Genomic DNA, 13,249 nt, shown 5'->3' with positions numbered 1-13,249 from the left:
ATTATTAAAACCACTATTACTTTCTGAAAAACCGCTACCCCTTTCCCCAAACCAGAACTCGAATTGTTTTAGTTTTCGTTTTCGAACACTTTCACATCTATTACCCGTTCTTCTCCATCTTCATTCGTAAATCGAACTTTATAAATAGTGGGTTCAACCTTTTCATCCATTTCGGCATATTCACTATTTCTTTCTTCAAGTTCTTCATCCGTTAATTCCCCGGACTCTATTGAACCATCCTCTTGAACCTGCCCATACGATTTCTCACCAAGCGTAACACTTTCTCCAGACTTATTGGAAGTCACCTCTACTTCTCCCTCTTCAACCCAGAAGTAATCATCATGTGTTGCACCAAAACTTGTGCCTTTTACAGAGGCGACTGATGAATTTGTAGCCACTTCAAAATTCTGAGCTCCCCGTTCCGATACGTTCAGCAGAATCTCTCCTAATTCTAACCCAATACGAGTACTGGTATTTTGTTTATCCTCAATATCACCGCGGACGATAAGCCTGGAGTCTGGTTTTATTTTAGCCATACTTTTATCCATAAATTGTACCAGCGCAAATCCATTTTGGTCGGTACGTAGTGTATCACCATCAAACAAGGGTCGGCCTCGCTCTTGGATATCCGTAATCGTACCATTATTCTCAAGACCTACACTCGGCTTAAATTTTTGCACAAAAGCCAGCGGACGATCATCAACACTGTATATAGTTGCTCCAATACCAATAATACCTATAACCAACAGCGGTACGATATATGCAATTGCTTTATTCATATTGCCAATCAGTTTTCAATAATTATTGATACGTCTCCCTGATTATTCTTTCTCGCAAGCTCCATAAGCTTCTGCATAGCTTGACTACGTCGAAACGTTTGCCCTTCAATTTCAATTGATTCCAAAGAAAAACCATTTTGCTGCAACTCCTCGAACCGATCTCCCAAAATCTGTTTCAGTGCTCTTACTGTTTCGCCAGCTTGCGAACTATTTGAAGCAGAGCCCACATCACCCAGCGTAAAACTCCAAATCTCCGACTCCCTTTCCTGTTTACCACTACCGGTTTTTAGCTGATTAATAATACGCCAGTAATATTGTGTATCCTCTTCTAAATCCTGCACCCCCGAATTTGGGTACTGGTATCCAGATCCATTAACCACAACATCCAACATCTCGTAGTCAACCAAAGAACCACCTCCATTGGTACCCACTGATTCTATTGGCTCGGTACTAAGTGCTCCTTCCATAAGCGATTCTGGACTCTCATTATTTCGGGATTCAACGACAATAAGTCGATAGGTACCTCCCGTCCCACCTTGCCACTGAAAGTTAGGATATCGGTTCGAGATAACGATTCCTGATCCAAGCTCATCTCCCGGCGCAAGCAGATAAAAATCACGGGTATCTTCTGCAATGTTTGCTCCTATTTCATCAGCCTGGGAAGCCAAAAGCTCTCCACTCGTCGACCCCCGGTATACTTCAACACGCACCTGATAACGATCAGCTGGAAGTGAAGTTGTACCCTTTAAATTGTTATAAAAGTTACGACCTGCTTCGGTAAAATGATGTTCAAAACTGAGTGTTTCTTTAATCCCGGGCAATCCATCAACCGAATTATTATTAGTCGCATAAACCCGCTGCCCCGCATCCAGGCTAAAGGGCGTACCTGCAACCTGTCGAACTTCTAAAATTCGTCCAATTTTATTGGACTCAAAAACTATCCGAAAATAAAGATCTTCTATACGTTCTGAAGTATTGTTATTTTCAAGAGATAACTGAAATAAGGTAGGCCCCTGCAAATCATTCGCCAATAATGACTGGATACTTATAAATTGAGCATTCTCCAACGTTTCACTCACCTCAAAATCCAGCGTCAGCTGCCCATACACAAGGTTAGAGCTACTTGCGCATAACAAAAAAAACAGAATCCCACTTATTGTTCTATAAACCTTTAACCACATCGCCATAACCCCTCAAAATTATTTCATCCCACCGAACCAACGGCATTAATAAGTTGTATTCTCTTGATGCAACATCGTTTATCAGAATACCCGGAACAATAACCTTTGTCACAAGTATTAAGCAGTGTTAGTCAAGAAATATGGTATTTGGCAGAAATGCAAAAAAACAAAAAGTGGAGCTACGGGGACTTGAACCCCGGACCTCTTGCATGCCATGCAAGCGCTCTAGCCAACTGAGCTATAGCCCCATTTCGGAGTCGATAAATATAAAGAAAATTTTATTGAATGTAACACCTCTTTATAGATTAACTTTATTTTGTTTTTGACTATATTAGATAACATATTGTAACCAATATATTTAACGAGCATTTATAATTTTTCTGGAAAATTCTATCTTTCAACTGATCACACTTCAACTTTAAACCTATACTTGTAACACGATGATAAATAAACAATTAATACTACTTCTTTCTTCCGTGTTTCTTGGGATGGCGTTGCTCTCTGGCTGTGCTGGTTCCGAAGAACTTAGAGCCCCCTCAGAACGTGATATGGAATATCTCCAATCATTAGATGAGGAAACACTCCGGTCTCTTGACACCGACGATGATGGCCTGAGTGACTGGGCAGAAATGAATGAACACAATACTGACCCTTTAAGTGCCGACAGTGATGGTGACGGCCTTACTGATGGCGAAGAGATCAACGAATACGAAACTGATCCTAATAATGAGGACAGCGACGGTGACGGGCTAACCGACGGTGACGAAGTTAATTCGTATGAAACTGACCCGTTAGAAGAAGATACTGATGGTGATGGCCTAACTGATGGTGAAGAAGTTAATGAGTATAACACTGATCCATTGAGCGCTGACAGCGACGGTGACGGACTCACTGACTACGAAGAAGTTAATGAGTATAACACCGATCCTAACAACGCTGACTCTGATGGCAATGGCTTCACTGACGGCCAAGAGGTTGAAATGGGTACAGATCCCAATGATGCAAATGATCCTCCCTTCATCAAAAAAGGTGATCTTGGAACCGTAAACTTCGACTTTGATAAGTCAAATATTGATGAAGCTGCTGCAAAAGTTCTTAATGAAAACATTGAGCAGCTGATGAACTCTCAGAAGTTCAGAATTCGAATCGATGCGTATACTGACCATGTTGGTGGAGACCAGTATAACTTGCGTCTCAGTAAGCGTCGTGCAGAATCTGTTAAACAATTTTATATCGAAAACGGTGTTTCTGAAAACCGTATCGAGTCTCGTGGTTTAGGCAAAGCTCCTCAACCATGTATGGATCAAACGGAAGATCAAGGTTGCCGCGAAAACCGCCGCGCCGAATCTCATCCGTTGAATCCTTATCAGTACGAGCCTAATAACTAAGGCTTATACAAAGTATTGATCTTTAAAAGGCGACCTCATTTCGAGGTCGCCTTTTTTATTATACGGTTCCCTATACCATATCTTCTTTTACGCAGATTTATCCCCTCATATAAAATAGATCCTCCGCCATTTCGCAATTAACCCAAGACAAGAATAATAATTACTGCTGACATCAGAGGTTGGCTCAAAATCCGATGCAGTAAAGCTTGCAGGTAACCACACATAATAGATCTTCATAGGTGATCTAACAGCTAAACACACTACTAAATCAGGGGTGGCAGATAACTAATTTTATACTCAGACCTCTCTCCATTTCTCTTTGGATACATCCAATAAAAAATCCTCACAGAATTAACTGTGAGGATCTAAAAATACGCTTTGTAAATTTTTTAGAAGATATCAGAGCTTCCAGCTCAGTGTACCCAAGGCCCAACGGCCAGGCATTTCGGCCCCAAGCACATCCTGATTTTTCTGATCAAATATATTATCAATCTGTAGCCCAAGTGAAAAATTTTGTGTTATTTCGTAGCCAAATTTCACATTCCACAAACTATAGATTGAAGACTTAAATACTCCAATAGTTTCGTTTTGGACAGACTGTCGTTTTTTCCAAACCATACTAACTGTTCCGTCAAAGGCTCCTTTATCAACAGTAACAATCGCATTTAGCATATGTCGGGCATAATTGGATATATATTTTGAGGCTACATCCTCACCGCCAAAAAAGTCTGTAAAGGAGTACCCTAACGTACCATTTGCCAACCAGTTATTACCCAAGTTTTTATTTATTGATAACTCAGTTTCTAATCCGGCTGTTGTGACACTGTTAATATTTTGGGCATATAAATAGTTCGTACCTGCTTGTAGGTTCTCATCATTGCGAATCTGATTAGAATTGGTAACCACATAGTCTATCAAACCATCCGACTCACGAACAAATCCGGTTGTTGAGAAACGCACATTTTTCCACGGAAACAGATCTATACCTGCTTCACCAGACCATGCACGTTCTGCCTGCAACCAAGGGTTACCAACATTTCGTCCCCCCGCTAACGGACCTGCTAAATTAGTAGATATAAATCGCTCTGTATAGCCCGGAGCGCGAATGCTGCGCCCCCCTGAGGCCCGTAAAATCCACTGCTCTTGCTGATACGAGAAACTAAGATGTGGCATAAGCTCAGTGCCATAATTATCATCGTGATCCAATCGCAAACTACCCGAAACTGTCATCGGATTTGAGGGCTGCCATTGTAACATCGTAAAACCAGCATAATGCCAATTGCTGTGGTCACCACGATCACTACTCCGAATCATCCTGTTATCCAGCTGTATTCCATATGTAACATCCCAATCAGTCGACAGCTTTCGGTATTGATACAGCTGCATCGAACCCATTGTGGTAGTATGCCTATTGCCCGGGAAATCCGGATTAAAAATATATTCATCATTGGTACGCTTCAGAGATCCTTTTAAAGTCGTAACACTGTTTTGGGTACTCCGCTGCAAACGCATCTGATTCCACCATACCGAAACCGTTTCCGTTGCCTCATCCAAAGGACTCGCGGTATAATAGTATTTTGCATTAAAATCACGATAATCATAACCGGTTCGAAGTGCCAGATCCCAGTTATTATTTAACTTAACCCCTCCAGATACAGAACCATTGGCAATATTAAAGCGATTCTTGTATCCACCCGATAATTCTTGACCGGGACTTCGGTGCCACATGCCCCCGCCACTAAAACGAGCATTTTCTTGGCTATGATAAAATCCTCCTTTTCCCATTGTGAGATCGGCCTGACCATAGCCACCTTTTATTTGAGCAGTGGTTTTCTGTTCACTCGGCTGGCTACCAAAGGTATGGGTAATAATATTAATCACACCTCCAACCGCATCCGCGCCATATTGCGCAGCTGCCGGCCCGTGTAATACCTCAATGCGTTGAATTTCTGATGAGGCCACCGGAATATTAGAATTGAGGTGAGCAGTCAAAGGTTCATTAATACGCATTCCATCTACCAATACCAGCACTTGTGAAAACGTACTCCCACGGAGACTAAAATCTGACTGAGTACCAAAAGCTCCACGCGACTGTACTTCCACCCCTGGAATATAGCGGAGTAGTTCATCAGGCGTGTGAGCGGGCGTATCATTTATCATCCGATCAGAAATAGTCGTAATGCTCCGCCCCGATCCTGCTGCAGTTTGAGGCACTCTGCTTGAAGAAACAACAACTTCCTTAGAAACTACAAGCGTGTCTAACGTTTCACCGTTCTGATCCTGTGCTACTGTTGTTGCAGGTATGACCAAAAACAACAGTAGCACTATTTTTACTCCAAATAATATCGAAAAATTCATTCTTGCTTTGAATCTCATAACTTCAATTTTTTTAATATTTCGTTAACAAATACTCTGTTTTAACGGTGCCGAACTTATCGTTTATTCACTCACAAAAAAAGTTTATTGATTCACTTAAGCATTAAAATCGGATGGAAACTTATTTGATAGAATAGTTGAACCAGAGATATATGTTTTAACATTATTGATCCATCCACCATCATGATGATTACTTGGCCGAGCCTACAATCTATTTTATATGAATCATTAAACATCTCTCTAACACTCCCAAAACAAACGCAAACTACAGCTCGCTTTTTTCTTTTCTGGGATTACATTACCCAAAAACTTCTATTCTTGTCATCTTGAATTCATTTCAGAATCTAAGGGACAGATTGCGATCAGATAAATCCATAGTAACACTTATTGATATCCCAAAATAAAAAGCCCCGGCAGAATACCTACCGGGGCTTATATTATCAGTCACAACAAATATTAATAGCGATCAAACCACTCTAAAATATGTGCAACCTTGCTCATCAGGTTACTGGGTCGGCTGGCAATACCATGACCGGAACCTGGAATACGGACCATTGCTGATTCCACTTTTTGCAGCTGCAGGGCCCTGTAATATTGCTCCGTTTCAGACATAGGCGTACGATAATCTTGCTCACCGGTAAGCAACATTGTAGGCGTCGTGACATTGCCCACCAGCGAAATCGGTGAACGATCCATATAGTGATCGCGATTTTCCCATGGGAAACCAGGGAACCAATACTTGTGATATGAAGAACCATCTGAGGTCAACACAAAACTATACCAATTAATCACTGGCTTTGCCACGACTGCTGCATTAAAGCGGTCAGTCTTGCCAATCGCCCAGGCCGACAGCACTCCGCCACCACTACCCCCAGTAACATAGAGGCTATCAGTATCCACATAACCTTTATCAATCACCGCATCTACACCGGACATTAAATCATCGTGGTCTTCGCTGGGATAGTTTTTATCTATATAATTACCAAACGCTTTGCCGTAGCTGGTACTTCCACGCGGATTGATATACAGAACCACATATCCCTGCGCTGCCATCAATTGTAGCTCAGCTGTAAAACGATCACCGTAATTGGTATGCGGACCGCCGTGAATTTCTAAAATCAACGGATACTTTTTATCAGGATCAAAGTGTGGCGGCTTTACCACCCAACCCTGAATTTGTTGTCCGTCATAAGAAGATTCGTACCAAATCTCTTCCACTTCGCCCAGCGTCTTATGCCCAAACAAATCCTTATTGACCTGTGTCAATCGCCTCATTTCGCCGGTTTTATTCGCTACGGCAACATCTCCGGGATGTGACGGAGTGGCATACGTATAGGCAATTCTTTCATTCGCTGTAGTATAAGAACCACTGCCATAGGGTCGCCCAATCGTTGTGCCTCCACGATCATCAAGAATTTTTTGAACTTCACCATCTCCATTCAAAGACAAAAATCCAACCTTTCCATTGCCTTCATCATCATACTGTACAAATACGCCGCTTCCATCATCAGCCCATTGCAAATTACTTACGCTACGATCAAAATTATCGGTCAACGACCATTTCCCAGAGCCATCCGCATTCATCACATAAGCATTGCTTAGCTGATAACTTTCCATCGTGTCATCATAACCAAGGTAGGCAATCTGCTCTCCGTCGGGCGAAATCGTTGCGCCGTAGTCTGGACCACGCCGATCAGTAAGCTGTGTCATCGTACCATCATCAACAGAAACCTTATAAAGCTCGGTATCGCGCTCATTATATTGCCAATCTTCTTTTCGGTTAGACGATATTATAAGATGTTCTCCATCAGCCGTCCATTCAGGAGCACTGTGGTTATAGTCTCCTTCCGTAATTTGTCGGGGTGTTCCTCCCTCGGCAGGAATGACAAACACATGCGTAAAGCCATCTTTGACAAATCCCGAAGCCCCATCGCGCCGATATTCGAGGTCATCAATAACATTTGCCGGGTCAGCCCAGTTTGCTCCATTAGGCTTTCCGGGCAACGAAACCATCGGCTTATCACTGACAGGCACAAACATGGTAAATGCGATATAGTCACCATTAGGCGACCAACTTATAGAACCAGGAGATTGTACCAGATTTGTAATCTTTGCTGTTTCACCCGTATCCATCCAACGAATGTATAACTCATTGGAACCACTCTGGGTAGATGCAAATAATAGCCGATCTCCACTGGGCGACCATCGTGGTGAAAAGTTGTTATTATTGCCCGAGGTTAACGGACGATGACGACTACCATCCGCATTCACAATCCATAAATTAGAACGCCGCTGATCTTCCATGATATCCATAAAGTTACGCTGGTAAACTACCTGTTCACCGTCCGGTGAAATTCGCGTATCCGATACGTATTCCAGATCAAAGACATTTTCGAGCGTCAACACGTCCGATTGGGCAACGGCCTGATTGGAATAAACCAAAGCCAAGACCACTACCAACATAGAGAGAATTCGTTTTTTCATGATTATTTATTTAGATGATGAATTAAAAATCAAAAATGAGGGTTTCCTCATCCGCCGGCTGGCGGACAAGATAGTACATTAATTAAAAATCTTATCTGGTTCCGATGCTCCGCTTCGGAACCAGCAGTATCCCCATTGCATCGAAATCGGAGATGAGAGTTACAGAAACCTTAATCTCGTATCAACCCTGATGGATAAGAAACCACGCTTTCGTGTCCATTTTTACCTACGGCCGAAACCCCAAAAAGGTAATTGTCAATGACAATATTTTCGAGTGTAAATTCACTCACATTTCCTACATATCGCTGACTTTCCCAAAGAGATTCAGATGTTGGCCGCCAATAAATTTTATACCCCTTAATGAGGTCACTATCAGGTTTTTCCCAACGCAACGTCGTTGACGGCTGAACTGCGCCGCCAATTTCAACATTTTTGGGCGCAGGTGGAGCTTTGGCTAATGAGGCCATAGCAAGCGCATTCACAGCTGTTAATTTCTTGGCATATTCGAAATTAACGTGCTCAATTACGTCCCCATATTCAATACCATCTTCGGTGCGGATATCCTGATGCTGCTGCGTATAATTTTCATGGGCCTCCATAATTCGAACACCGGCAAATCCGGCTTCGTTAAATGGGCGATGATGCCCGCCACGGCCAAAACGATCCAAACGATAAATCAGCATCGGATCCATCTGTGGCATATAAAGCTCAGTGGTTTCGTAAATATAGCGTGCTAACTGTCGCGAAATGCCATCATTTTCTCCACCGTAAAAACGCTTCATCTGTAGATCACGCTCAGAGGCCTGAGAAGAATAAGGCTCTGAGAAGATGCGAAATTCACGATTATCAATTACCCCATCAACGCCCTCAATATTTCCGATCATATCATTATTGAGAACGCCGATGATGTTCCATCCTTCTTCTTTGGCCATCTCAGCCATATGACCTCCGCCATAAAGCCCCTGTTCTTCGCCCGAAAGCCCGGCCAAAATAATGCTGTTTTCAAACTCATAATTGGATAGCACCCGTGCGAGTTCGATAGCCCCCGCCATTCCAGTAGCATTATCATTGGCGCCCGGTGCATCAATTTCTTCATCCATAATATCAGAGGCACGGCTGTCTATATCCCCACTCATAATCACGTAGTTATTGGGATGCGTATTACCTTTCAGCACGGCGTACACGTTTACCACCCACGTATCTTCATCAATGCGACTGTCGGGATCAGCCTCCACAAGGGTACGCTGATATTTAACCTCAAGGCAACCGCCGCACTCTTCGCTAATTTTTTCAAATTCCTGTTTAATCCATCTACGAGCAGCGCCAATGCCACGATCGGATGAAGTAGTATCCGACATCGTATGGCGCGTCCCAAAATCAGCCAGGGTTCGAATATCGGATTCCAACCGATCAGCACTTACCGCATCAATAATTTCATACATCTGGGGATCAATCGTAAAATCCTGTGCCTGAGCATTCTGAAAAAACGCAAAGAAGAAAAGTAGTGGAAAGAGCAATAATCGTTTCATTATAAAAGTAGTTTATTTAAAATAATTTGGAGTACACTATAACCAGTAGTGCTTTCCAAAACTTACATAATTCGAACTTTTATGCGAATTGGTTTTACAAATTAATACTTTTGGAATCGTTACCGCCATCAATGATGATTTTACAGAAATTAGCGGCCCATAGAATCTCTTATGACAAACGAAGAAAACAGCTTAGAGTCCACAACCAATAATACTCGACAAATATCGAGCAAGGAGTTAATGCTACTCTCCATTCTTTCAGCATTAACCTACCTTCTAATCGCTTTTCTTATTTTCCAATATATCCACGATGAAAACGTATTCACCGCTTTTGAACACGGCTACTCACCCAGCTTTCAACTTTTAATTGGGATACTATCCGGTATCTTAGCAGCGGGGATCATCGGATTTACCATTAAGCGTCCGCCGGTAGCCGACGTGCTTAATGATTTTTATATCGTAGAGGCAATTTCGAAAATGAATCTCACCAATTTTGACCGTGTTCAGCTATCAGCCTTTGCAGGAACTGGTGAAGAACTGCTTTTTCGCGGTGCCATTCAACCACTACTTGGCAACTGGGTAACTTCCGCTATTTTTATTGGCATCCACGGCTACTTTAAATTTAAATCTATCGGTCACATTATTTTTGGCGTGATGATGTTTAGCCTCAGCATGATGTTGGGATACCTTTTTGAACACGCTGGACTTATCGCTGCCATGAGTGCCCATGCTATTTATGACGTAATTATGTTGCAATTAGTACAAAAAGGTAAGGAATAAAGAAGGGGTGAAAACGAATTCTTCAGGAAGGAATTTGGGAATATAACTGGTGCAAATATCAGTACGATTCCAATGCCATCATTTTACTACTTCATCATCGGCAAGGGATTAAGAGGGTTCTTCAACGTTTGTTTGGCCGTTCTTTTGAGCAGCATCTTATGAAAATTTCATTGAAAAATTGGTTCGTTACACTTTTCGAACTTACTCTTTTGGTAACCCGAACCGGACCAGCCCCAACGAGAAATCAACCACATCTCCTTTCCGAAATAGTTCTATTAGCGGCGAATCATACTCTTCAATTTTTCTGATTTTGTGGTGTCTGAGAATCATTACTTTGATTTCTTCGGTCCAGATCTCGATATCATGAAAACAGACGGCAATTTCTATTTTTTGCTGCTGCTCGGAAGGACAGTCGTTCAGCATGAAGCAGAAGGTAACCATGCGAACCACATGATTCCTATACCCGGCAAAATCAAAACCGATGGTATCTTACCAGTCTGAAAGAATTTCGTCGATTCGTTCCGTATTTGCTTGTTTGTTCATGGCGATAAAACTATGATTACCACACAGATCCTATGTTTCCATCTTCAGGAATCGAGCATTAATCGCTACAATCACGGTACTCAAAGACATCAAAATAGCGCCTAACGCAGGACTTAAGATAATGCCAAAGGTATATAGTGCCCCGGCCGCCAGCGGGATTGCTCCAATGTTATAGCCCGATGCCCACCACAGGTTCTGCACCATTTTTCGGTAGGTCGCTTTGGAGAGTTTGATGAGCGCCGTCACATCTTCGGGATTGTCTTTCACCAGCACAATATCGCCGGTTTCCACCGCCACATCCGAGCCAGCTCCAATGGCAATGCCCACATCAGCCGTTGCCAATGCGGGAGCGTCATTTACGCCATCGCCGGTCATGGCAACCAGCTTGCCCTGATTTTGTACTTCTTTTACCTTATCGGCCTTTTCATCGGGTAGCACTTCAGCAAACACCTGATCGATGCCCAGTTCTTTGGCAACATATTCAGCAGTCTGCTTGTTATCCCCGGTGAGCATGATGCATTCGATACCCATCTCGTGCAGGGCATTGATGGCATGTTTGGAGGATTCTCGAATCTCATCACCCAGCGCAATCGCTCCGGCCAGTTGATCGTCAATGATCACAAAGACCACAGTTTTTCCCTGCGAAGATATTTCCTCAACCTCTTCTTCCCGGTAACTCAATTCATGCTCGCGGATATAACCAGGACTTACCACTTTTACCGACTTCCTATTCACAGTTCCTTCAATTCCTTTTCCGGTGATGGAATTAAATTCGTCCGGTTCCCAAGTCTCGTCCGCTTTTTCAAGAATCCCCTTCGCCAGCGGGTGCTCGGAATTGGTTTCCAGCGAAGCAGCATATTTTAGGATCTCATCATCGGTGAAATCATTTCCAAAATTGAGAATGTCAGTAACAGTGAAAGTGCCTTCTGTCAGCGTTCCGGTTTTGTCGAAGATAACGGCATCCAAGTTTCGGGCCTGCTCAAAGGCGGCACGATCACGAATAAGAAATCCATTGGTCGCGGCAATACTGGTGGAACGGGAAACAACCAATGGGATAGCGAGGCCTAATGCATGGGGGCAGGTAATGACCATCACAGCCACGGTGCGATTCATGGCAAAATCAAAACTTTGTCCGGTGAAGAACACCCAGGCTCCAAAGGTAATAAGTCCGGCGGAAATGGCCACAATGGTCAGCCAGAAAGCCGCACGATTCGCCAGATCCTGGGTGCGGGATTTACTTTGCTGTGCCTCCTCTACCAAATTCATAACCTGGGACAAAAAGGAGTCATCGCCGGTCTTGGAAATTTCGATCGTTAGCGAACCTTTTTCATTGACCGAACCGCCGATCACTTCATCGCCTTTGGCCTTGTCCACCGGCTTCGATTCTCCGGTGAGCATCGCTTCATTCACACTCGATTCTCCTTTCACTACGTTGCCATCAGCAGGAATTTTCTCACCCGGTTTGATGAGTACTCTGTCACCTTGCTTCAATTCTTCGACAGGCACATCTTCTGTGGAGCCGTCCTCTTTCACGCGATGTGCCTGGCCGGGTAAAAGTTCCGCCAGTTCTTCCAGCGCAGAGGATGCGCTTAATACCGAGCGCATCTCCACCCAGTGGCCCAACAACATAATTCCAACAAGAGTAGAAAGTTCCCAGTACAGCAGGTCGCCTTCGAACCCAAACACCACGGCCGTGCTGTAAAAATAGGCGATGGAGATAGCCAAACCGATCAGCGTCATCATGCCGGGCTGCTTTTTCTTCAGTTCATCCACCAGTCCGCTGAGGAACGGCCACCCGCCGAAGAAAAAGACGACGCTTGACAGTACAGCGAGAATCCAGGAATCACCGGAAAATTTCCATTCTACCCCCAGAAAATGTTGGATCATTGGAGAGAGCGCCAGGATGGGCAGGGTCAGCACAAGTACCCACCAAAAACGGAACTTGAAATCTTGCACCATCTGCTTGTGGTGTTCGCGGTGAGAGTGTCCGCCATGATCCCCGTGATCGTGATCGCTATGATCAGCGTTTCCTTCATGACCTTTATGATCATCGTCGTTGTCATGCTGATGATCTCGGTGATCCTGCTTCATATCATGTTCTTGATGTTGACTATGGTCGTTAGTCATAGAATGTCCCTCAATAATGTTAGCGTTACTTTCGTAAGTGAATTGATACAAGACAGTAGCGC

Annotated in this window: 9 protein-coding genes and 1 tRNA gene; 2 read left to right on the top strand and 8 right to left on the bottom strand. The window is 43.5% G+C overall.

What is annotated here, in order from left to right; all coding sequences use genetic code 11:
• Window positions 1-68 precede the first annotated feature (68 nt).
• From AAFH98_RS05750 to AAFH98_RS05740, 3 genes are all read right to left on the bottom strand, one after another.
• On the bottom strand, window positions 69-779 hold the full coding sequence (locus AAFH98_RS05750; protein WP_342521739.1) for a FecR family protein: 711 nt from the start codon (window positions 777-779) through the stop codon (window positions 69-71).
• An 8-nt stretch (window positions 780-787) separates the two neighbouring features.
• Window positions 788-1,888, bottom strand: a complete 1,101-nt coding sequence (locus AAFH98_RS05745; RefSeq protein ID WP_342521738.1) for a hypothetical protein — start codon at window positions 1,886-1,888, stop codon at window positions 788-790.
• Window positions 1,889-2,134: 246 nt separating this feature from the next.
• A tRNA-Ala gene (locus AAFH98_RS05740) sits at window positions 2,135-2,208 on the bottom strand.
• A gap of 192 nt (window positions 2,209-2,400) precedes the next feature.
• Here AAFH98_RS05740 and AAFH98_RS05735 point away from each other — a divergent pair.
• The gene (locus AAFH98_RS05735; RefSeq protein ID WP_342521737.1) at window positions 2,401-3,348 is read left to right on the top strand and encodes an OmpA family protein; all 948 of its coding nucleotides are present in this window, start codon (window positions 2,401-2,403) and stop codon (window positions 3,346-3,348) included.
• Window positions 3,349-3,747: 399 nt separating this feature from the next.
• Here the strand turns inward: AAFH98_RS05735 and AAFH98_RS05730 are convergent, their stop codons facing one another.
• The 3 genes from AAFH98_RS05730 to AAFH98_RS05720 form a co-directional block, all read right to left on the bottom strand.
• Window positions 3,748-5,724, bottom strand: coding sequence for a TonB-dependent receptor plug domain-containing protein (locus AAFH98_RS05730; protein WP_342521736.1), 1,977 nt, complete (start codon window positions 5,722-5,724; stop codon window positions 3,748-3,750).
• A gap of 456 nt (window positions 5,725-6,180) precedes the next feature.
• Entirely contained in the window at window positions 6,181-8,208 is a 2,028-nt protein-coding gene (locus tag AAFH98_RS05725; RefSeq protein ID WP_342521735.1) for a S9 family peptidase, read from the bottom strand.
• Between the two features lie 170 nt (window positions 8,209-8,378).
• Window positions 8,379-9,737, bottom strand: coding sequence for a M28 family metallopeptidase (locus tag AAFH98_RS05720; protein ID WP_342521734.1), 1,359 nt, complete (start codon window positions 9,735-9,737; stop codon window positions 8,379-8,381).
• A gap of 171 nt (window positions 9,738-9,908) precedes the next feature.
• Here AAFH98_RS05720 and AAFH98_RS05715 point away from each other — a divergent pair, with 171 nt between their 5' ends.
• Window positions 9,909-10,517: a CPBP family intramembrane glutamic endopeptidase gene (locus AAFH98_RS05715; RefSeq protein ID WP_342521733.1), complete on the top strand. Its 609-nt coding sequence runs from the start codon at window positions 9,909-9,911 to the stop codon at window positions 10,515-10,517.
• 201 nt (window positions 10,518-10,718) lie between these two features.
• Here AAFH98_RS05715 and AAFH98_RS05710 read toward each other — a convergent pair whose 3' ends face one another.
• Both AAFH98_RS05710 and AAFH98_RS05705 read right to left on the bottom strand, forming a co-directional pair.
• Window positions 10,719-10,940, bottom strand: coding sequence for a hypothetical protein (locus AAFH98_RS05710; protein WP_342521732.1), 222 nt, complete (start codon window positions 10,938-10,940; stop codon window positions 10,719-10,721).
• Window positions 10,941-11,090: 150 nt separating this feature from the next.
• Window positions 11,091-13,151 (bottom strand): heavy metal translocating P-type ATPase, encoded by a 2,061-nt coding sequence (locus AAFH98_RS05705; RefSeq protein WP_342521731.1) that lies wholly within the window; start codon window positions 13,149-13,151, stop codon window positions 11,091-11,093.
• Between the last annotated feature and the right edge of the window lie 98 nt (window positions 13,152-13,249).

Origin of the sequence: Fodinibius sp. Rm-B-1B1-1 (assembly GCF_038594945.1) — a bacterium.
GTDB classification, from domain to species: domain Bacteria; phylum Bacteroidota; class Rhodothermia; order Balneolales; family Balneolaceae; genus Fodinibius; species Fodinibius alkaliphilus.
The sequence above is the reverse complement of the archived record's forward strand: the minus strand, read 5'-3'. Positions and strand labels throughout refer to the sequence as shown.